This window comes from Marinobacter sp. LA51, from assembly GCF_030297175.1.
In the GTDB taxonomy this organism is placed as follows: domain Bacteria; phylum Pseudomonadota; class Gammaproteobacteria; order Pseudomonadales; family Oleiphilaceae; genus Marinobacter; species Marinobacter apostichopi.
Window position 1 is genome coordinate 212831 of the sequence record NZ_AP028070.1, and the last position, 20309, is coordinate 233139.

The following is a 20309-nucleotide window of genomic DNA, read 5'->3' on the forward strand; positions in this document are numbered from 1 at the left end:
ATCTCCTGATCAGTTGGGTGAGCCGGCCAGCGGCGTTGCCAGGTACGGGAAGGTCGTCCTGAGTTCCATAGCATTCAGCTGCACTCCATCGGTGTACGGCAGCATTCCATCAGGAGCATCGCTTGGGTCAGCGAGCACGCCCATAGCTACGCGCAGAGCCGCATCTACGGTGTCATCAACCGGACGGCGGCCGTTGGGGAAGCCGGCGTTATCGCCTCCCAGAACGCCAAGGTCATCTTGCGTCGCTGCGGGTGTGGCAGCGATGGCCGGGTTCAGTCGTAGCATTTCCGACGTGGTCACTCCGACCGGCATGTTTACACCGGCGACGCCAGTGAGGAAGACTGATACAAGATCAGTTCGTGGGAAGTTGTTGGGCGCGGTGACGCCGAACAGTATCTCAAGCAGTTCAGGTAATGTCGGGTGAGTGACGTAGGTCGCGAACTGGCCGTCATCCTTGGGCTCGCTGGCGTTGAACAGGTCTTTATCCTTCAGGCCGATAACCACCTCGTTGACCAGTGGCATGCCCAAACGGGACACCTGAGTGTAGGCGCCGCCTTCAACTGTCGCGCCTTTGCCATCAGAGGTCGGGGCTGGATTGAGGACGCGAGCCTGACGCACGCTGGCCGTGGTCCAGGCGCCAATCACTGGCTCTCCGCTGGAATTGGCCGCAGTGCCGGTCAGGCAGGCAGTCGGCACTTCCAGGGCAAAGGAGGTGACGTTTTTGTCGGCCAGGTCGCCAGGATTTTCATTGCTTCGGTTTGCATTAAGGGGGTCGGTATTGACCAGATCGAAGATTTCGCCGAGGTTCACAGCAAAAGCTTCCTTACGCTGGCCGACAAATACCTTGCCGTTAATGCTGCAGCCAGGAATGTTAATGCCGTAGATATGGCCATCGGCATAGCCCGCATAATCAGTAAATGATTTGCCACCAATGTTGTCCAGCGGCTTGTCGAAGCTGTCCATGCCGGTGGTGGCGTTGGTAGCGGTCTGGACGGTGCCGGTGCGGCGGTCGCCGCGGATAACTTTCACCGAGTATTCCTGGCTAGCCTGAACATTGGCGTCTGCGGTTGCGTCACCGATGTTCTTCAGTGGTACGGACACCATCTCCTCGGCGCCGGCGTCTCCGACCGATAATTGAATGTCGTTGAACACGTCTGAGGGCTCGAAACGGAACGTAAGATCTTCAACCGCATCGCCGTCATTATCGATGTGAATCTCGTAAATCGCGTCTTCATCGAGATCGAAATAGTTCGGCCCGCCGTAGGCATCTTGCAGCGGCAGGTAGTTGGCAATCAGGGTCACGAAATCCTCGCGGCCTGTTTCATAACTGCGGAACATGTAAAAATCGGTTCCGTCTACTTTTGGAACTTCAGTGATGAACGGAGCTTCCCGGTGGCTGGACGCCTGACTCAGGCTGGCGCCTAAACAGATTCCCGCTACGGCGATTGCGAGGGCCGAGCGTTTTGTGGCTGTGTTCATTGCGTGTTCCTCGTCTATTGTTGGGTTGTGCAAGAGAAGCAACGGGCAGCCGTGTGATAGAGATGCACCCCCAACTAAAAATAAATTCGAACCCTGTGCTGCATCTCACTCGAGAGTCGGCGCGTACCAAAAACAACGATTAGTGGAGCTCAAATGTCTCAAGTTGACGCCAGTCAGGATGATCTGATGCGCCTTTTGATTGCGGTGTCCCACGAGGACCGGCGAGCGTTCCAGCGGATGTACGAGCTGATTGCCGGTCGAATGTTTGGCGTTTGCCTGAAACTGGCCGGACAGAGGGAGCTGGCGGAAGAAGCCTTGCAGGAGACATTCATCCAGATCTGGCACCACGCCCGTGAGTATCACAGCGATCGTGGAACGCCTCTGGGCTGGATGATGACGATTGCCCGCTATCGAACGCTGGATTTAATGCGCTCCAGAAAGGTTCGCCAACACGCTGGTGAGGAACATCTCGAACATGTGGAGGACCAGCGCGCAGGTCCTCTGGATGAATCGCTCCGCAGTGCTGGTGCGACCCAGTTGAGCGGATGTCTGGATGAGCTGAGCGACGTGCAACGGGACAGTATTTTGCTGTCTTACTACAAGGGCCTGACCCACGACGAACTGTCGCAGGCATTAAGTTCTCCGATCGGAACGGTCAAGAGCTGGATTCGACGCGGTTTGATTGCCCTCAAGAGGTGTCTCGAGAAATGAGAATGACAAGGGAGCGAATTGAGATTCTGGCGGCAGAGTATGTGCTGGGTTCTCTGCATGGTCAGGCCCGCCGTCGGTTCGAGCGCTGGATGATGGAGTCGGGCCGGGTGCGTCAGGAGGTCTGGTTCTGGGAACAGAAGCTGGGCCAGCTGTCTGCGGAAGTGCAGCCAGTCGAACCACCCAAGTCCGTCTGGCAGGCGATTGAACGCCGGTTGTGGCCGCAAGCAGCGGAGTCGGGTAAACGCGCCCGCTCAGGCCTGAGCTGGTTATGGCCGAGTTGGAGTCTGCTGGCGACAGCGGCAGCTGTCATGTTGGCGGTATTGATTGTGCAGCAGCCGGCGCCTTCACCCCAGCTTTCTGGCGCGATTGTCCAGGCCGATGTCAGTGATCCGCTCTGGCTGGTCAGTGAGTCTGGGCCGGACCGGTTGCTGAAATTGCGGTCGATTGCGGCCAGCGCGGCTGATGCCGGTAAGGATTACGAGCTCTGGATTGTGCCCGAACAGGGCCAGCCGCTATCGCTCGGGGTCATTCCGGCGGGCGGCGTGCATCAGGTCACGTTGACCGATGAGGCCCGGACAGCACTGTCCCAGAGCCGTACCCTGGCGATCAGCCTGGAGCCCGTGGGCGGCTCGCCGACGGGTGCCCCCACCGGTCCAATTCTGCACGTAACCAAACTGTATGAGCTCTGACGCCGCCTAGCGGGCGGCCATCAGGGTCAGGCACAGCTGGGCGTTCTGGATGAAGTGTCCGAACGCCGTCAGCTGTTGCTCGGAGGGTGTGTAATCGCCGGCGGCGTTGTCCGCATAGAACAATCCCACCAGGCGATTACCGGCCCGCAATGGCCCGATCAAGGCCGGCACCCGACCTAGCCAGCGGTCGTAGTTGACCGACCCCGGTGTTGTTCCTGGCCGATAGATGAAACAGCCATTCTCCGGTAACAGGCCGCCCAGTATTCCACTGCCGTTCTTTGCGATGGTGAGGTGGTCGCGCCAGCGTTCAGTGCCCCGGCCACTGAGTTTTCGTGGCACCAGAGTCTGTCCGTCCCGATCTGCCATCAATAGGGCAACCCGTTGCATGCCGATGGCCCGGTGTATGCCCTCAATCACCAGCTCACAGACCTCATTGATATTGGGTTCCTCGGCCAGGCTATGGGTAAGGTCCCGAAGGATCTGCAATTGTAATTCAGGATCCATTACCGGGGCTTGGGCCTTGGGCTGGTCATCGGCTTTGCGATTACCGGGCATCAGCGCGGTGACCTGGGGAATGCCGAGGGAAACCGCCACTCGTGCGGCTTCTGAGGCGTTGACCTTGATCCGGTCTCGAACGGTCGCCGGGTTGTCGTCGATGTCCCTGCCTAACTCTTCCAGCATCTTGTCCATCTCGGCGCCACTCCAGCCCTGTTCTGAAAGCCGGGCCATTTCCACCGAATGGCGTACCAGGCTGGCGGCCGGGGAATTGGCTGGTCCCGGTGAGACCACATCCCGGATAAACGGGCCCAGTGACCAGGCCTCGACCAGGCCACGGGTGATCTCGGTAAAGGTGGAATGCAGCACTGCTTTTTGTGCCGGCACCGGAGCCTCGTCCAGTCGAAGCCGCTGCTCCAGTTCGTTGGCCTGATCGGTTTCGCAGGACCAGAACGCCAGTTCACCGATGTTCATCAGCAGAGCGCCAATAAACACCTCTTCCAGAGCGGTTTCGTTGCGCTTGGGCATCAGACACCGAGCCTGAACCGCAGCGTGAATGGCCCGGGCCAGGCAGCGCAACAGGTGCGGACGGTCGTTGCGTTGCAACAGGGCGTCGACTATCAGAGATGAAATGGCCATGGATTTCACCGCATCAAAGCCGATCAGGGTGATGGCGCGGCTGACGGTACTGACCTGGGTCCGGGTCTGGTTATAGAACACGGTGTTGGACAGCCGTAGCACCTGGGAGGTGAGTTGGGCATCGTTCAGGATGACGCTGGCCAACTCGTTGACCGTGCTGTTGCGGTTGTCGGCCAATTCATTGATACGCCGCAACGTGTTGGCCAGAACCGGCAATTCTACCTTGCTCAGATAGGTCACCCAGGCTTGGGTCGACGTCATCCTTGCAGGGGTGGTTTTGTTGTCAGTGGTCACAGTGGTGGTCTCTGGGCGGTGATTGTTGGGATTCGGAGCGCCTTTGAAGTCAGTCTAATGCACCGCGGGAGTGGGTGTCAGGTAACGGTTTGTGTAAGGGCAACTACCCACACGGGCGACATGCCCCGGATTCGGGTTTGGCGCCCGAATGGGCTATAATCGCCGGCTTTAATCGCTGCACCCACAAGGCGCTGACCGTGATTGTATTTGACCAGGTACAGAAGTCGTATCAGGTGGACGGCCGGGCGATCCCCGCGCTCCATCCCACTGATATGACCATTGAAACCGGCGAGGTATTTGGCATCGTCGGTCATTCCGGCGCGGGAAAGTCCACGCTGGTTCGTCTGATCAATCTGCTTGAGCCGCCCTCCGGCGGTCGGATCCTGATCGACGATGAGAACATCACCCACTACAGCGCGTCGGAGTTGCGCGCATTCAGGCGCAAGGTTGGAATGATTTTCCAGCACTTCAACCTGCTGTCGTCGAAAACTGTAGCCGACAACATCGCGTTTCCCATGAAGCTGGCGGGTATCTACTCAAAAGCCGAAATCCGGGACCGGGTGCAGGAACTGCTGGCTCGGGTCAGCCTGACTGACCACGCCAATAAATACCCGTCGCAATTGTCTGGCGGCCAGAAACAGCGTGTCGGTATTGCCCGTGCGTTGGCTTGCCGGCCGACCATCCTGCTGTGTGATGAAGCCACCAGCGCCCTGGACCCGCAAACCACCCAGTCGGTGTTGAGGCTGCTGGCGGACATCAACCGCGAGTTGGGTCTGACCATCGTTCTGATCACCCATGAAATGGACGTGGTGCGCCGGGTGTGCGACCGGGTCGCGGTGATGGACGCTGGGCGCGTGGTGGAAATGGGGCCGGTTAGCGAGGTGTTCCTGCATCCGCAACACCCAACCACCCGGGATTTCGTGTTCGAAAGCGAGAGCATCGACAGCGAGGAAATGCAGGAAGATCTGCAGAAGGCCAAGGGTCGTATCATGCGACTCACGTTCAAGGGCGATGCCACCTACAAGCCGCTGCTGGGCAGTGTGGCCCGCGAATCCGGTGTCGATTTCAGCATCCTGTCCGGGCGTATAGATCACATCAAGGACACGCCCTATGGGCAGCTCACCCTGTCGCTGGTCGGTGGCGATCTTGATGTTGCCATGAGCGCGCTCAAAGCCGCCGATGTTCACGTGGAGGTGCTGCGCTGATGGAAGCCTTGATGGATGGACTGTTGAGTAACGTCGATTGGTCAGAGATTGGCCTGGCCAGTTGGGACACCCTGATCATGGTGGGCATGTCCCTGCTGTTCAGTGTGCTGATTGGTTTGCCGATCGGGGTGCTGCTGTTCCTCACTGGCAAACGCCAGTTGCTGGCGCAGCCGGCGGCCTACGCGGTGTTATCGTTCGTGGTGAACGTGCTACGGTCGGTGCCCTTTATCATCCTGCTGATCGTGATGATTCCGTTCACGGTGATGCTGATTGGTACCTCGCTGGGCGTGGCCGGTGCCATACCGCCTCTGGTTGCAGGCGGAGCGCCATTTTTTGCGCGCTTGGTGGAGACGTCGCTGCGCGAGGTTGATCGCGGCATTATCGAAGCGACCCAGGCGATGGGTGCAAGCGTCAAACAGATCGTGTTCGGCGCCCTCTTGCCAGAGGCGCTGCCAGGTATCATCGCGGGCATAACCGTCACCGCGATCACTCTGGTGTCCTACGCTGCGATGTCCGGCGTGATTGGTGGCGGTGGTCTGGGCGATCTGGCGATCCGCTTTGGCTACCAACGTTTTCAGACCGATGTCATGGTCATTACCGTGGCGTTGTTGGTGATTTTTGTTCAATTGCTGCAAATGCTGGGCGACCGCCTGGTGCTGCATTTCAGCCGTAAATAATTCAAACAGGAGATCCTCTATGAACCTCAAGAAATCAATGGCTGTGCTGGCCGCAGCGGCAACTTTCTCTGTTGCGGCTTCCGCCGAAGAACTGTCCGTGGCAGCAACGCCGGTGCCGCACGCCGAAATCCTCGAATTCGTAAAGCCAGCTCTGGCCGAGCAGGGCGTGGAGCTGGATGTAAAAGTATTCACTGATTACATCCAGCCCAACATCCAGGTTGACCAGAAGCGTATGGACGCCAACTTCTTCCAGCACCAGCCGTACCTGGATGAATTCAATGCTGGCCGTGGTACTGAGCTGGTCACTGTAACGGGTGTCCACGTAGAGCCGTTCGGCGCCTATTCCAGCAAGATTGATTCTCTGGAAAAACTGGAAGACGGCGCAGTCGTTGCCATTCCCAACGATCCCACCAACGGTGGTCGTGCCCTGCTGCTGCTTCAGAAAGCTGGCCTGATCACCCTTGAGGATTCCAGCAAGATCACTGCGACACCCCGTGACATTGCTGACAACCCGAAAGACCTGGACTTCAAGGAACTGGAAGCCGCTACGCTGCCGCGCATCCTGAACCAGGTCGACGTGGCCCTGATTAACACCAACTATGCGCTGGAAGCGGGCCTGAACCCGACTGAAGACGCGCTGGTGATTGAAGGTTCTGATTCGCCCTACGTGAACATTCTGGTTGCCCGTCCGGACAACAAGGACAGCGAAGCGATGAAGAAGCTGGCCGCGGCTCTGAACTCCGATGAGGTGAAGGCCTTCATCATGGACAGCTATGAGGGTGCCGTCGTTCCGGCATTCTGATAAAGGCCGCCCTCGCGGGCGGCGGTTGTCCTATAGAAAAGCCAGCGGACTTGGGCCGCTGGCTTTTTTTTGGCCTGTCGCCAACCACCTGTCAGATAAGGGTCATGCTAACGTAACCCTGCGTGTTAACACTGAGGTGTCAGTACATTCATTTCAAAAGGAGCTGGATATGAAGTTACGCATACTGGTAGGCATGGTGTTGTGTTCGATGCCCTTGGCGTTTGCCCAGGCCTCGTCTCATTCCCAGGATTCCCAAAACTGGTCTGAGCCCGCGCAGCACAAAGGTGGTCACCACGGCAAAGCCCGGGCGTCTGTTGAGGTCGGGCCGCGACCATTCTGGTTGGTGGATGATATGGATGAGGGCCCGCTGAAACAGCGCCTGCAGTCCTGCCGAACCAAGACTATGAAACGCACCGATTTTTCCATTGGACACCGGGGCGCGCCGCTGCAGTTCCCGGAACATACCCGTGAATCCTACATTGCGGCCGCCCGCATGGGTGCAGGTATTGTTGAGTGCGATGTGGCTTTTACCAAAGATCGGCAGCTGGTCTGCCGTCATGCCCAGAACGATCTTCACACCACCACCAACATCGTCACCGTGCCCGAACTGAATGCCAAGTGCACCCAGCCGTTTGTGCCGGCAGATCCGGGCAGCGGCCAGGAGGCGCAGGCGGAATGCCGGACCAGTGACATCACTCTGGCAGAGTTCAAGTCGCTGAACGGCAAGATGGATGCCTATGACCCGATGGCGACCACGCCGGAGGAGTATGTCGGCGGTACCGCGGACTGGCGTACGGATCTTTACTCCTCACGTGGCACCTTGATGAGTCACAAGGAGAGCATCGAGTTGTTCAAGACCCTCGGGGTGAAGTTCACGCCGGAACTGAAAACGCCGGTGGTGGACATGCCATTCGAGGGTGACTATAGCCAGCAGGATTATGCTCGACAGTTGATCGCCGAGTATCGCGAAGCCGGCGTGACCCCGAATGATGTCTGGCCGCAATCGTTCAATCTGGATGACGTTCTGTTCTGGGTGAATAAAACGCCGCGCTATGGCCGTCAGGCGGTGTTCCTTGATCAAGCTGCGCACACGGAGTCCAACAGTTCCCTGGCCTATATGGAGGGCCTGAAGAAACAGGGCGTGAACATTCTGGCACCGGCGATCTGGAAGATGCTGACACTGAACGGCCACCAGGAAATTGTACCGTCGGAATACGCCAGGAATGCCAGCACGGCTGGCCTCAATATGATCGCCTGGTCACTGGAGCGCAGTGGTCCGTTGCCTGAAGGCGGCGGCTGGTACTACCAGAGCGTGACCGACGCCATCAACAACGACGGCGACATGCTGACCGTTCTTGATGTTCTGGCACGGGAGGTTGGCGTTATCGGAGTCTTCTCCGACTGGCCGGCGACGACGACTTTCTACGCCAACTGCATGGGGTTCGCGGGCAAGGGGAACGGTCCGAAATGAACAGAAGATGACAACATTGTAGCCCGGTTTTAACCCCGGAAAGGCAGGAATCCGGTTAGGGTTAGTCCAAGCAATCGCGACGTAGGTGACTGATTGCCTGATAGAAAGGACGACATCTGAACTTACTTGGAGGACTGCCTTATGAAGACCACAACCCGTTTTGCCTGTGCCACGGTTCTAACTGCAACTGCGTTCACCGTGCCAGCTGTATGGGCACAGTCTGGTGTTGATCGTGAGCAGGCCGGGCCATACATCAGCGGTAGCTACGGTGGCTACAAGGCCCACGGCGGTGAATTCGAGGATGAAAACGACATGCTCGGCGCAGCTCTGGGCTATCAGTTCAATCCGTACTTTGCCCTGGAAGCAGAGTACATCGACTTTGGTAATTTTGGTGAAGACGACGTCGAAGGCAAGCTGAAGGGCGCAGGACTCAGTGCCATTGGCCGCCTTCCGCTGACAGACAGCTTCGGTGTATACGGTAAGGTGGGTGCCTTTGCATCAGCGTTCGATGTTGACGCGTTTGATGAAGACGAAACCTACGATGAGGTCAGTCCATTTGTCGGCGCTGGTGTTGATTTCCGGGTCACACGCCAGCTGACCGCGTTTGCCGAGTACAACCACTATAACGTGGACATCGACGAGGATGACTTCAACGGCCAGGTCACCAACGATGGGCCTGAGTTTGATACGGGTCGGGTAGGTCTGAAGTACCAGTTCTAAGCCACAAGCTTGGTACACGGACTATCAGGGCACGGCCAGCGGCCGTGCCCTGCATTTCAGCTTTACTGTTTGTTTTCCAGCTCGCTAAACCGGTCGGCAAACAGCGCCGATGACAGATAACGTTCCGCCGAATCCGGCAGCACTACCACGATATTCTTGCCCTTGAATTCCGGCTGCTTGCTGACACGCACCGCCGCAACCACCGCCGCACCACAGGAAATGCCACACAGAATGCCTTCTTCCTGCATAAGCCGGTGGGCCATCTCCATGGCCTCGTCATTGGAGACTGTCTCGACCTGATCCACCATTGCCATATCGAGATTCTTCGGTACAAAGCCGGCGCCTATGCCCTGAATCTTGTGGGGCGCGGGTTTCGGCTCTTCCCCGTTCAGGGTCTGGGTAATGACCGGTGAGTCGGTTGGCTCCACGGCCACCGTGGTGATCTTCTTGCCCCGGGTTTCCTTGATGTAGCGTGAGACCCCGGTCAGGGTGCCGCCGGTTCCGACGCCGGAGACAAAGACGTCGATTTCGCCGTCGGTGTCCTGCCAGATTTCCGGGCCGGTGGTGTCCTCGTGGATTCGGGGATTGGCCGGATTCTGGAATTGCTGGGGCAGGAAGTGGTTGTCCGGATCGGCCGCGAAAATTTCTTCTGCCTTGGCGATTGCCCCGGGCATGCCCTTGGCGGGTTCGGTCAGCACCAGCTCGGCGCCCAGAGCCTTGAGCACCTTACGTCGCTCCAGACTCATGGAGGACGGCATGGTGAGTACCAGCCGGTAACCACGGGCAGCGGCGACAAAGGCCAGTGCGATGCCGGTATTGCCGCTGGTGGGCTCGACAATGGTCATGCCCGGTTTCAGGGTGCCGCGCTTTTCGGCGTCCCAGATCATGGCGGAACCGATGCGGCATTTAACGGAATAGGCGGGGTTGCGGCCTTCAATCTTGGCCCAGATGGTCGCCCCGTCGCTGACCCGGTTCAGCTGAACCAGGGGGGTGTTGCCGATGGAAAGGGAATTGTCCTGATAGATGCGTGCCATGGTGTCCTCCTTGCGATTTTTCTTGCAGTCTAGCACCCATCAATCTCTGATGGCGCGCACTTCCAGCCGGTTGCGGCCATTCTGCTTGGCGGCATAAAGCGCCTGGTCGGCCAGTCGCAGGAAGTGCGCCGGCGAGTCGTCCGGCTCGGGCACACCGGTGGCCAGTCCTATGCTTACGGTTAACTCGATGTCCCGTCCCTCACAGACGGTTGGGCCCTCGGAGACGGCAGTTCGGAACCGGTTCAGGCGCTCAACAATCTCTTTGGCGGTCTGGTAGGTGGTGAAGATGACAAACTCTTCGCCGCCAAAGCGAGCGAGGCGGTCGGTCTCGCGCCTGAAATGGTGCCTCATTTTCTCCGCCAGAGCCTTCAGGCAGTGGTCCCCGGCTTCGTGGCCGTAGGTATCGTTAATGCCCTTGAACAGGTCAGCATCAACCATGGCGATCGCAAATCCGTCGCGATTGCGCTGGCACCATTGAAAACTCTTGCGGAATTCACGGTCAAAGTAGCTGCGGTTGCCTAGCTGGGTCAGATCGTCGGTCACGCTCAGGCGGGCCAGTGCAGCGTTGGCCCCCTCCAGCTGGCGGTTAACCCGGTCCAGTTTGCGATTCCAGTAGAACAGCAGTGAGGCGCCAAACAGGGCAATGCCCAGTACTTGCCAGACCACCCGGTAATCCACCGACTGCTCGATCTTGATGTCGCGCCAGTAACTCTCGAGATTTTGTCGTTCCTCCGGCGTCAGGCTATCGACCAGTTTTTGCATGATGTCGAGCATGACGGGTTCATCATTGCGGGTGGCGATCGATAACGACCAGTCTGCGGGTACACGGCCAATGACTTTGATATCGGCCAATCCCAGCTCCTGCATATGGTACATGGCGGTTGCCAGGGTGGTGATGTAGCCGTCCAGATCATCGTCCTGCAACCGTTTCAGGCCTTCGGTTTCGTCCGCTACCTTGACCGGCTCCAGCCCGGGATAACGGTATTTCAGGAGCTCGGAGAAGGCGTAGCCGCGGACCAGGCCCACCCGCTGATCGCGGAGGTCTCCGACGTTTTCAATGAACGGCGCCTCGATGCGTCCCAAAATAATGTTGGGTACGTGCAGGTACGGCGTGGTGAAGTTCATGTATTGGGCACGCTCGGGTGTGCGCATTGCCAGAGTGAGCAGATCACAGCGCCGCTCTTTGGCGGCATCCAGACTGGCCTGCCAGGAATCGGTTTGCACCAGCTTGAACTGTATGTCTCCGCGTTCGCTGAACAGACGGAGGGCCTCGGCCGACAAACCCGAGTGCGTGCCTGATGAATCCAGTCCCTCCAGAGGCAACCAGTTGTTGTCGATGCAATAGGTGAAGGTTCGGTTACGCTGGTCCAGCCATTGTTGTTGTTCAGCTGAAAACCTGGGTTTGTCGGAGTCCCGATCGCTGGGGGCGGCCGACGCGCCCAACCAGCGGTTTTCGATGGTGCGCATCTCGGTAGGGCTGATGGCCGCCAGCGCCTGGTTCAGAATGCTGGCCAGAGGCGTGAGATCCTTGCGGATGCCAAATCGCAGGTCTTCTCCGGGATGGTCTTCAAGCACCAGTTCTCCGGCAATCCGAACGCCAGGAATACGCAGTTCCTGAACCCAGTAGTTGCCGTTGGGGAGTGCGGCCAGCACCACATCAATGCGGTCCTGCTCGAGAGCCGAGAACATCGTCTCCTGGGATTTGAACACCTTAATGTTGTCGCCAAGCACGCTGACCAACTCGTCCTCATAGTAGATATCTGAACTGATTCCCACGGTGTAATCGTGCAGGCTGCTCAAACCTTCAAATTCGAGGCCACCATCTCGGGTGAATGCGACATTGGGGATGGTGTAGTAAGGCGAAGTAAAACGGGCAAAGGCTTTGCGGTCTTCGGTCAGGGACATATTGCCAAGAATATCGATGGTGCCCTCGCGCAGCATCGGAAAAAGTTCGGACCACTGACCGCTAACGGGAATGACCTGGAGTCCGGTGAGGTCCGCCAGGCGCGTCAGCACATCCACCGACAAGCCCTGAAGTTTGCCCGCGTCCTTGAAGCTGAACGGCGCATAATCTTCCATTAATCCGACCCGGACCGGTCCCAGTTGAGTCAGGAACTCCCGCTGGTCTTCATCCAGTTGGAAGTCGGTCCCGTCGATCAGGCTGGCGCCGCCGAACTCCCGCCAACGTTGAAGTAATTCGGCTTTTCGTGATTTGGGAATGGCCTCCAGGCCCAGTTGTATTTTACGGAACAGCCGAGGGTTGTCCGCTCGTACGCCGATCCGTAGATCTTCCTGCGCTTTAGGGCCAAGAGGAGCCGCACCGGCAATCGACAGGAAATAAAGACCGGCAATATTGGCCTGGTATTTCAGGCTCAGCCGCGGCCCAATGATGGCGTCCACCCAGCCGAAGGCCAGCGCGCGCACGAGGCTTGGGAACGAATCGTAGGTGCTGACAGCAATGCCCTGATCAACCAGAAGGTCTCGGTAGTACACGTCTTCCACCACACCCACCTTCAGATCTTGCAGGTCAGTCAGGGATTGGATTTCTCCGATAGGCCGGGTGTCGTCCTGCATCAGGTAGGTCTGGCGGATGTGGTAGGGCTTGGTAAACAGGATTTCGTCGGCCATGTTCTCCCGATAGGAGATCGCATCAATGGCGTCGAGATCTCCGTTCAGGAACGCGGCGTAGAGCTCGGGCCAGTTTCCGGCGCGGAATTTAAACTCCAGCCCGCTGTTGGCCGCAATTTCTTTGAGGATGTCGGCGGAAAATCCCGAAGTGGATCGGCCTTCGAAGAAGGAATAGGGCTTGCTGTCGGCGACGACGCCAATGGAGACGACGGGATTGTCGTTCGAGGTCTCTTCGCCCAGGATCGGGCGCGAGTTCAGAATCAGAAGTACAGCGAGAACGACGAGCCCCAGGCAGGTTAAAAGTGAACTCTTGAGGGGGGCCAACCTGTCGTTCATTGGGTTGCCGGCTGCTCGACATTATTGTTGGTTACAGTTTAGTCGGTGCAGTCGGCATTGCCCAACGCGGCTGGCGCTCAGGAAGACACGTCTCGGCTGGTATAGTCGTTAAAGTCGGGTCGTTTCGCCTGGTGGTGGTCGTCAGTCATGTAGGCGGAGGTGAGGATAAACTCAGCCGTTGCCCGGTTGCAGGCCACCGGAATATTCCACAGCGCCGCGATGCGCAACAGGGCCTTGATGTCCGGATCGTGTGGCTGGGGTTCCAGGGGATCCCAGAAAAACACCAGCAGATCGATTTCGCCTTCAGCAATCTTGGCTCCGATCTGTTGATCGCCACCAAGAGGACCGCTGAGCAGGCAACGGATATCGTCCCGCTTTAGATGTTCGCCCAGCAGGCGGCCGGTTGTGCCGGTTGCGTACAGCGTCAGAGCGGTAAAGCGGGTGCGGTTCTCGGCGACCCAGTCCACCAGTTCCTTCTTCTTGTTGTCGTGCGCCACCAGGGCGACGGATTTTACGGCCATTTGAGGTAAAGTCTCCGTGTTACAGAATCCATCCAGGGCTTCAGTGTTTCACAAGCCGACAAGGGACGGAATAGGACAGAAGGGGTATGCCAGTGACCAGTACAGTTGCCAGTACAGTGGATTGGACCACCACGCCCGCCGCAGTCTGGCGCCGGCACCGGTCCGGTTTACGCGCAATCCGCCGCCTCGACCCGGTTCAGTGGGAGGCCTTGACGGGTATCGAACGCCAACAACAGGCGTTGGCCCGGAATACCGAGCGATTCCTGGCCGGCCAGCCTTCCAACAATGCCCTGCTCTGGGGCTCACGGGGCACGGGAAAATCCTCGCTGATCAAGGCTCTGTTGAATCGCTACAGTGATCGCGGCTTGCGGATGATCGAAGTGGACAAGGACGATCTGGTGAATCTGCCGGAAATCGTCGATGACATTTGCGATCTGAATTTCCGGTTCGTGATCTTCTGCGACGACCTGTCTTTCGATGTCGGCGAATCCAGCTACAAGGCGTTAAAGAGCGTGCTGGAAGGCTCGTTGGAATTGCCGCCGGAGAATGTCCGGGTTTATGCGACCTCCAATCGCCGACACCTGATGCCCGAGTTCATGTCTGACAACCTCAAGAGCACCATGCAGGATGGTGAATTGCACCCGGCTGAAGCCATTGAGGAGCAGGTTTCGCTGGCGGATCGCTTTGGTCTTCAGTTGTCGTTCTATCCGTTCTCCCAGGACGTCTATCTACAGGCCGTCGATGCCCTGTTCCCGGAGGTGCCGGACCGGGAGGCGCTGCACCGGCACGCTATTCGGTTTGCGACCGGCAAGGGCGTTCGCAACGGCCGCACGGCCAATCAGTTTTATCGCCAGTTCGCGGGGCATTCGTTCGCGCAGGACTAGCCTCAGTCGTTCGGGGGCAGGGTAAGGCGGAACCGGACGCCATCCACACCGCCTTCAGTGGCGTTGTCGGCGTCTACTTTTGCTCCGTGGAATTCGGCAATCAGGCGGACGATCAGCAGGCCCTGCCCGAGGTGGCCTTCCTCGTGTCCATCGCGCAGGGAAACGAACGGGTCAAAAATGTCGGTGCCGGTATTGTCCGGCAGTGCCGATCCTTCATTGAACACGGTCAGGCACAGGCCGTCCGCTTGCGATGCCAGGGCCACCTGAATCAGACCACCCTCGGGGGTAAAGTCCCGGGCGTTATCCACCAGCTTGTCCAGCAGTTGCACGATCAGTTCCGGTGAACCGGTCATGGCCAGCCCTTGTTCAGGGCCGACGTATTGAATCCGGTGGCCTGGGTCCACGCCCTGATAGGCAGCGGTGGCCTGGGACGCGACTTCGGCCAGATCGAAGGGCTCGTTGTCGGCGTGATCAAAACTTTGCTCCAGCCGGGCCGCCTCACTCATGCCATTCAGGATCTGGCGCAAGCGGTCAGTGGCGTCCGAGGCCCGGCGCAGGTACTGCGCCCGTTCAGCCTCGGATTCGCTGTGGCTGAGATTTTCCAGTGATGAACGCACCACGGCGACCGGGGTTTTCAGCTCATGAGACAGGCGCCGGGAAAAACTCTCCAGATAGCGGTTGTAGCCATGCAGGCGATTCACCATCTGGCTGAAGTGGCGTTGCAGTTGGCCGAGTTCATCGTTGGAACGGGCCGCGGGCAGGGTACCGATAATCCTGCCGTCGTCGTCAACACTGGCGCTGACCGCCCGCTGTAGCCGGGTGATGCGCCAGGACAGCCAGCTGGCATAGCCCAGCAGTACCAGGGTCAGACCAACGATAATCAGGGTGCTGCGGGCAATGACCGATCCCAGCGCCGAGCCGGACAGGGTCAGAAGTTGGTCCAGGGACTGCTCAAGGATCAGAGTGCGGCCGCCAAACACCGGCTCAGTGGTGAGCAGCCAGGTGCTGCCATCGCTGTGTCGGACCAGGCCTTCCGACGGTCGCGTTTCCGGGGTTAGTTGGTGGCCTGCGCCAAGCGCTTGAGCGGGCTCCGGCTGATAGAACCGGATCAGCGCACGCAAGGCATTCAGGCTGATTTGTTCGGTGACTTCGAGCGGACTGAGCTGGTCAAATTCCGGCCGGATTTGCTCTGCGCCAACCTTCTGTTGCGCCCGAACCCAGCCCGCCGGCTCAAGAACCCGCACCCGCTGGCCGGGATTCAGGCGTGGTTCCAGTTGCCGTTCCAATGTCTGATTCGGGCGCACCAGCATTGGTAGCGGTTCCGTTGCCGTGCTTACTCCTACCTGATTGCCCTGTTCGGTCCAGCGGGCACCGAAGCCAAGCCGGCTGCCTGGCGGCGGCGCTGGCATCTGGAGTTCCAGTTGCCACCCTGAACGCGTGGATTGCCAGCTCCCCGTTACCCGGTAGTCGGGGCGACTGCTGGCTTTTCCAGATTCTCCATCCCCTCCGTTTACGGCATAGAAAGTGCCGGGTGCGGTAGTTCGGATCAGCCAGGTTTGCTGCCCGATAGTCTCATCGACGCTATCCGATGGTGGCTTCAGCCAGAGCAAAAGGCGGTCGTGGGCGGCGTCGGGGTTGCCGGGGTCGTACAGCACCGGTTGCCGGTTGCTGATGCGGATCAGCAGGTACAGGTGGCGGCCATCCGAGGCCGCTTGCCAGGTTAGGGCCGGCTGGCTGGTTTCCCCTTCGCCGCTGGCTGGCGTTGAGACGGGACTTTCTTCATTCGCTGCCCCTTCTTCGTAGCCGGGCCAGTCGTCCGGGTAGCCATCCAGATTCAGCGAGCGGTTCAGGGTGTCGACGTAAATGGCGGGCTCATCGGAGGTTACCGGTGATTGACCAATCAGCGCGTCGCCGGCGGTTTCAGCCAGCCGTTTGGCCTGCATCTGAAGCTGCTCCCCGGCCTGCTGGCGTAGGGCGTCGTCCAGTTCCAGCACAAACTGCAGACCCGCCCACGGAATGAACAGCATGAGCAGGCTGGCAACCAGAAGTTGCCGCTTCAGGGTCAAGGCTCAGACCTCATGGGCGTTCCAGCGATAACCCATGCCATAGGCGGTCTGGATGCCGTTAAAGCGGTCGTCTACCTGGATGAACTTGCGGCGAATCCGCTTGATGTGGGAAGTCACGGTGTTGTCGTCGAGCACGGTGCTGGCAGCCTCCATCAGCTGATCGCGGCTGCGGACATGGCCGGGATGCCGCACCAGCGAGTGCAGCATCCAGAACTCGGTTACGGTCAGGTCCAGGGGCTGATCGTCCCAGGCCACGGTCATGCGGTCGAGGTTCAGGGTCAGGCGCCCCCGCTCCAGCACTTCATCGGGTTTCTGCAGGGCCTCGGCCCAGGCTTCGGCGCGTCGTAACAGCGCCGTCACCCGGGCCAGCAGATGCTCCATGCTCATGTCTTTGGTGACGTAATCGTCGGCGCCCAGGCGCAGGCCGTGCACCGAATCGATGTCACTGTCCCGGGCGGTCAGGAAAATAATGGGCAGGGTCTTGGAGTGTGCGCGAAGGTCCTGGCACAGGGCGAAGCCCCCTTCCGGTTCCTCGCCCAGGCCGACATCAATAATGGCGATATCGGGCAGTTCCTGGCGCAGCACCTGCCAAGCGGATGGCCGGTCGCCGAAGGCCGACACCTGGTAACCACGGCGCTCGAACGCGACCCGGTAATTGTCGCGAATGGCAGGCTCGTCTTCGATCAGAACAATGTGCTTCTTCATGGTCACGGCAGTCTGGTTACGGTCTGATTAATAGGGGAACTGTTATTTAAACATCTGCAGGCGTCGGCACAAGGCTGTCACCGATGGTTGCCACAATTGATCATTATTTGCGGCCGGAATGCCCGGTTCTGCCACCTCTTGAACCCGCGGGATTGCTGAAATGCTGACACCTCGACCAAGCATGCAGCCAAAAGGATCCCGACATGATGCTCTCTACCGGATTGCTCAAATTAACACCCACGCGAACCGACAGCCAGTGTCGCCGGGCCCGGCGCTTTGCCGAAGGCGTTAGCCTGTGGCTGGCGGTCCTGCTGATGCTGTTTGTCCACCCGCTGTATGCCGAGGCCGATCAGCGCCAATCGGACAGCGCCGGTGTGCTGCACTTTGTCGATGCCGCCGGCCGGTGGCAGGAGCCGGCCATCGTTTTGGACAGTGAGTTCGATATTGAGGTCAGTGGCCTGCTGGCGGAAACCAGACTGTCGCGGCGGTTTCGCAATACCAGCGATGACTGGCGCGAGGGCGTGTTTGTGTTTCCGTTACCGGAGAAAGCCAGTGTCTATGGGCTGACCATGACAGTGGGTGAGCGCACCATTGTCGGCGAGGTGCAGCCCAAAGCCGAAGCCCGCAAGACCTATGAGAAGGCCCGGTCGGCCGGGCAGAGTGCCGCCAACGTCGAACAGCAGCGGCCAAACCTTTTTAACGCCCGGGTAGCCAACATCCCCCCGGGCGAGACCATCCGTGTCGAGCTCCAATACCAGCAACCGGTGAACTACCGGGCGGGACAGTTTGAGTTGCGAGTGCCCACCACCCTGATGCCACGGTACATGCCTGGTCAGCTGCTGGCAGGACAGCCCCGGGAATGGCACGGCGGCTGGGCGCTGCCCTCGACCCAGGTGCCGGATGCCGATGCCATCAGCCCGTTTACGGTCCAGGCGGATGAGGTTGCCGCTACCAGTCATCGGGCTGACATTCGGATGACCATTGATGCCGGGCTGCCGCTGGCCCGGGTTGTCAGTCCGTCCCATCCGTTGCAGACGCGCCTCGACGGTCAGACGGTTCAGGTGCAGTCTGAGCAGATACTGATGGACCGGGATTTCGTGATGCGCTGGCAGCCATTGGCCGGGCGGGAGCCAACGGCGGCGGTGTTTCATCAGCGCTGGCAGGACGAGGATTATCTGTTAGCCATGGTGGTGCCCGGGGTTAACGAGGTTCAGGTGCTGCCCCGGGATCTGGTGTTCGTGATCGACACCTCAGGCTCCATGGCCGGGGAATCCATTCGCCAGGCCCGGTCGGCACTCCAGCAGGGGCTCGCGACCCTGACCCCGGACGACCGCTTTAACGTTATCCGCTTTAACAATCAGACCCATGCCCTGTTCATGCAACCGGAGGCGGCCACGGGCAACAACCTGGCGCGGGCCCGACGCTACGTGGCCAATTTGCAGGCCGATGGCGGCACCGAGATGGCCCCGGCGCTGGAGCGAGCCCTAACCACATCAGCCAGTGCGGGCGAAAACGCCGGCGAGCGGGTGCGCCAGGTGGTGTTTATCACCGACGGTGCGGTGGGCAATGAAGCCGCCCTGTTTGCCCAGATTCGCAAGCAGCTAGGCAGCCAGCGTCTGTTTACCGTTGGCATTGGTTCGGCGCCCAACATGCACTTCATGCGTGAAGCGGCACGCTGGGGCCGCGGCCTGTACACCGCCATTCAGGACCCGGCTGATGTCAGTGGGCCTTTACAGCGCCTGCTCTCTGCCATGGAAGCGCCAGTGTTGACCGATGTTCGGGTGCAGTGGCCGGGGCAAGGCGGCAAGGTCGAAAGTTTCCCCGCCCGCACCGGTGATCTGTTCCGGGGTGAGCCGCTGGTACAAGTGGTTCGCGGCACCGCGCCGGCGGGTGTGCTGAAGGTGTCCGGCCAGTTGCCTGGTGGTCGGCGCTGGGCGCAATCGCTGGATTTGCAGCAAGCGGCGCCGGGACGTGGTTTGAACCGCCATTGGGCCCGGCAGAAAATCGACCACCTGCTGGATAGCGCACGTGTGGAAGGCAGCGAGCCAAACAAGGCGCGGGTGACCAAGTTGGCAGTGGAGCACAGCCTGATGTCGCCCTACACCAGCTTTGTCGCGGTGGATAAGGTGCCGGTCCGGCCCAGCGGGGTGCCGGCTGAAACCGAGCATCTACCCACCTTGTTGCCCGCGGGCAGTCAGGCCGGCATGTTGCGTTACCCCCAGACCGCAACCCTGGCCCCGCTGTTTACCGCCCTGGGCCTGATTGGACTGATGTTTACCCTGGCCTTCGGATTGTTGCAGCGGAGAGTCACCTCATGAGCCGTCTGTTGCTGTTGCTACTGACCTCGTCTGCGACTTTGCTCGTGTTTGGCCTGTGGATTCCCCTCAAGGCGGTAGTTGCCCAGGAGTTGCTTGAGCTGGCCTGGGCCGAGAGTCAGGCCCGGCAGGCCGAAACCCGGCCCTGGCCCTGGGCCGACACCTGGCCGGTGGCCCGGTTAACCGTTCCGGAGCTGGGCGACTCGATGATTGTGCTGGCGGGCGGTCATGGCGAAAGCCTGGCATTTGGGCCGGGACAATTGTTGGGCGCGGAGGGCAGTCGGGGCCCGGTAATCATCGCCGGTCACCGCGATACCCATTTTGATCAGCTACAGTATCTGGAGACTGGCAGCGAACTGCGGTTGCAGGACCGGGCGGGTGGCTGGCGCCATTACCGGGTTCAGGCCACGCGGATTGTCGACAGCCGATCGGAGCGGATTGATACCCGGGCACTGGCCGACGATGCCTTGATCCTGGTGACCTGTTATCCGTTCGATGGCATGGACGCCCGTGGTCCCCTGCGGTATGTGGTGGAGGCCCGTGCTGAGATGCCACTAAACCGTAACCAACTGGAACCAATGGATACTGTTGCCGGAATTTGAGGTTAGCGTACACTTGTGCGCCAAAGTTTGGCGATA

General features: G+C 59.5%; 17 protein-coding genes. 10 read left to right on the forward strand and 7 right to left on the reverse strand.

What is annotated here, in order from left to right:
* Nucleotides 1–9 precede the first annotated feature (9 nt).
* Nucleotides 10–1479, reverse strand: a complete 1470-nt coding sequence (locus QUE89_RS00930; RefSeq protein ID WP_286221432.1) for a DUF4331 domain-containing protein — start codon at nt 1477–1479, stop codon at nt 10–12.
* A gap of 153 nt (nt 1480–1632) precedes the next feature.
* Here QUE89_RS00930 and QUE89_RS00935 point away from each other — a divergent pair, with 153 nt between their 5' ends.
* Nucleotides 1633–2190 carry a sigma-70 family RNA polymerase sigma factor gene (locus tag QUE89_RS00935; RefSeq protein WP_286221433.1) on the forward strand — a complete coding sequence of 186 codons (558 nt, stop codon included), beginning with the start codon at nt 1633–1635 and terminating at the stop codon, nt 2188–2190.
* Nucleotides 2191–2192: 2 nt separating this feature from the next.
* On the forward strand, nt 2193–2879 hold the full coding sequence (locus QUE89_RS00940; RefSeq protein WP_286221434.1) for an anti-sigma factor: 687 nt from the start codon (nt 2193–2195) through the stop codon (nt 2877–2879).
* Between the two features lie 6 nt (nt 2880–2885).
* Here the strand turns inward: QUE89_RS00940 and QUE89_RS00945 are convergent, their stop codons facing one another.
* Nucleotides 2886–4307, reverse strand: coding sequence for an HDOD domain-containing protein (locus QUE89_RS00945; RefSeq protein ID WP_286221435.1), 1422 nt, complete (start codon nt 4305–4307; stop codon nt 2886–2888).
* 197 nt (nt 4308–4504) lie between these two features.
* On the opposite strand from QUE89_RS00945, the gene QUE89_RS00950 reads away from it, so the two are divergent.
* From QUE89_RS00950 to QUE89_RS00970, 5 genes are all read left to right on the forward strand, one after another.
* Entirely contained in the window at nt 4505–5512 is a 1008-nt protein-coding gene (locus QUE89_RS00950) for a methionine ABC transporter ATP-binding protein (RefSeq protein WP_286222942.1), read from the forward strand.
* Nucleotides 5512–6189 carry a methionine ABC transporter permease gene (locus tag QUE89_RS00955; protein ID WP_286221436.1) on the forward strand — a complete coding sequence of 226 codons (678 nt, stop codon included), beginning with the start codon at nt 5512–5514 and terminating at the stop codon, nt 6187–6189. Before QUE89_RS00950 ends, QUE89_RS00955 begins: the two co-directional genes overlap by 1 nt.
* 19 nt (nt 6190–6208) lie before the next feature.
* Nucleotides 6209–6991 (forward strand): MetQ/NlpA family ABC transporter substrate-binding protein, encoded by a 783-nt coding sequence (locus tag QUE89_RS00960; RefSeq protein ID WP_286221437.1) that lies wholly within the window; start codon nt 6209–6211, stop codon nt 6989–6991.
* A 169-nt stretch (nt 6992–7160) separates the two neighbouring features.
* Nucleotides 7161–8462, forward strand: coding sequence for a glycerophosphodiester phosphodiesterase family protein (locus QUE89_RS00965; protein WP_286221438.1), 1302 nt, complete (start codon nt 7161–7163; stop codon nt 8460–8462).
* Nucleotides 8463–8603: 141 nt separating this feature from the next.
* Nucleotides 8604–9182, forward strand: a complete 579-nt coding sequence (locus QUE89_RS00970) for a porin family protein (RefSeq protein ID WP_286221439.1) — start codon at nt 8604–8606, stop codon at nt 9180–9182.
* A gap of 62 nt (nt 9183–9244) precedes the next feature.
* Here QUE89_RS00970 and cysK read toward each other — a convergent pair whose 3' ends face one another.
* The 3 genes from cysK to QUE89_RS00985 form a co-directional block, all read right to left on the reverse strand.
* Complete coding sequence (cysK, locus tag QUE89_RS00975) at nt 9245–10216, reverse strand: cysteine synthase A (RefSeq protein ID WP_286221440.1); 972 nt, start codon at nt 10214–10216, stop codon at nt 9245–9247.
* A 39-nt stretch (nt 10217–10255) separates the two neighbouring features.
* Nucleotides 10256–13180: a transporter substrate-binding domain-containing diguanylate cyclase gene (locus QUE89_RS00980; protein WP_286221441.1), complete on the reverse strand. Its 2925-nt coding sequence runs from the start codon at nt 13178–13180 to the stop codon at nt 10256–10258.
* Nucleotides 13181–13257: 77 nt separating this feature from the next.
* A complete protein-coding gene (locus QUE89_RS00985) occupies nt 13258–13701 on the reverse strand; it encodes a methylglyoxal synthase (RefSeq protein WP_041339971.1) in 444 nt (147 codons plus the stop codon).
* A gap of 86 nt (nt 13702–13787) precedes the next feature.
* Here QUE89_RS00985 and QUE89_RS00990 point away from each other — a divergent pair, with 86 nt between their 5' ends.
* Nucleotides 13788–14585 (forward strand): ATP-binding protein, encoded by a 798-nt coding sequence (locus QUE89_RS00990; RefSeq protein WP_286221442.1) that lies wholly within the window; start codon nt 13788–13790, stop codon nt 14583–14585.
* A 2-nt stretch (nt 14586–14587) separates the two neighbouring features.
* On the opposite strand, the gene QUE89_RS00995 is transcribed toward QUE89_RS00990, so the two are convergent.
* Together QUE89_RS00995 and pdsR are read right to left on the reverse strand one after the other, a co-directional pair.
* Nucleotides 14588–16651, reverse strand: a complete 2064-nt coding sequence (locus tag QUE89_RS00995; RefSeq protein WP_286221443.1) for an ATP-binding protein — start codon at nt 16649–16651, stop codon at nt 14588–14590.
* A gap of 3 nt (nt 16652–16654) precedes the next feature.
* Nucleotides 16655–17356 (reverse strand): proteobacterial dedicated sortase system response regulator, encoded by a 702-nt coding sequence (gene pdsR / locus QUE89_RS01000; RefSeq protein WP_041339974.1) that lies wholly within the window; start codon nt 17354–17356, stop codon nt 16655–16657.
* 203 nt (nt 17357–17559) lie between these two features.
* On the opposite strand from pdsR, the gene QUE89_RS01005 reads away from it, so the two are divergent.
* Both QUE89_RS01005 and QUE89_RS01010 read left to right on the forward strand, forming a co-directional pair.
* Nucleotides 17560–19674, forward strand: coding sequence for a marine proteobacterial sortase target protein (locus tag QUE89_RS01005; protein ID WP_286221444.1), 2115 nt, complete (start codon nt 17560–17562; stop codon nt 19672–19674).
* Complete coding sequence (locus QUE89_RS01010) at nt 19671–20273, forward strand: class GN sortase (protein WP_286221445.1); 603 nt, start codon at nt 19671–19673, stop codon at nt 20271–20273. Before QUE89_RS01005 ends, QUE89_RS01010 begins: the two co-directional genes overlap by 4 nt.
* The last annotated feature ends 36 nt before the right edge of the window (nt 20274–20309 follow it).

Excerpts from the sequence above, each read along its gene's own strand:
- QUE89_RS00930 (WP_286221432.1), bottom strand. The coding sequence starts at position 1,479 with ATGAACACAGCCACAAAACGCTCGGCCCTCGCAATCGCCGTAGCGGGA.
- QUE89_RS00965 (WP_286221438.1), top strand. The coding sequence starts at position 7,161 with ATGAAGTTACGCATACTGGTAGGCATGGTGTTGTGTTCGATGCCCTTG.
- QUE89_RS00990 (WP_286221442.1), top strand. The coding sequence starts at position 13,788 with ATGCCAGTGACCAGTACAGTTGCCAGTACAGTGGATTGGACCACCACG.
- QUE89_RS01010 (WP_286221445.1), top strand. The coding sequence starts at position 19,671 with ATGAGCCGTCTGTTGCTGTTGCTACTGACCTCGTCTGCGACTTTGCTC.
- QUE89_RS00985 (WP_041339971.1), bottom strand. The coding sequence starts at position 13,701 with ATGGCCGTAAAATCCGTCGCCCTGGTGGCGCACGACAACAAGAAGAAG.
- QUE89_RS00960 (WP_286221437.1), top strand. The coding sequence starts at position 6,209 with ATGAACCTCAAGAAATCAATGGCTGTGCTGGCCGCAGCGGCAACTTTC.
- QUE89_RS00955 (WP_286221436.1), top strand. The coding sequence starts at position 5,512 with ATGGAAGCCTTGATGGATGGACTGTTGAGTAACGTCGATTGGTCAGAG.
- pdsR (WP_041339974.1), bottom strand. The coding sequence starts at position 17,356 with ATGAAGAAGCACATTGTTCTGATCGAAGACGAGCCTGCCATTCGCGAC.
- QUE89_RS00935 (WP_286221433.1), top strand. The coding sequence starts at position 1,633 with ATGTCTCAAGTTGACGCCAGTCAGGATGATCTGATGCGCCTTTTGATT.
- QUE89_RS00970 (WP_286221439.1), top strand. The coding sequence starts at position 8,604 with ATGAAGACCACAACCCGTTTTGCCTGTGCCACGGTTCTAACTGCAACT.
- cysK (WP_286221440.1), bottom strand. The coding sequence starts at position 10,216 with ATGGCACGCATCTATCAGGACAATTCCCTTTCCATCGGCAACACCCCC.
- QUE89_RS00940 (WP_286221434.1), top strand. The coding sequence starts at position 2,193 with ATGACAAGGGAGCGAATTGAGATTCTGGCGGCAGAGTATGTGCTGGGT.
- QUE89_RS01005 (WP_286221444.1), top strand. The coding sequence starts at position 17,560 with ATGATGCTCTCTACCGGATTGCTCAAATTAACACCCACGCGAACCGAC.
- QUE89_RS00980 (WP_286221441.1), bottom strand. The coding sequence starts at position 13,180 with ATGAACGACAGGTTGGCCCCCCTCAAGAGTTCACTTTTAACCTGCCTG.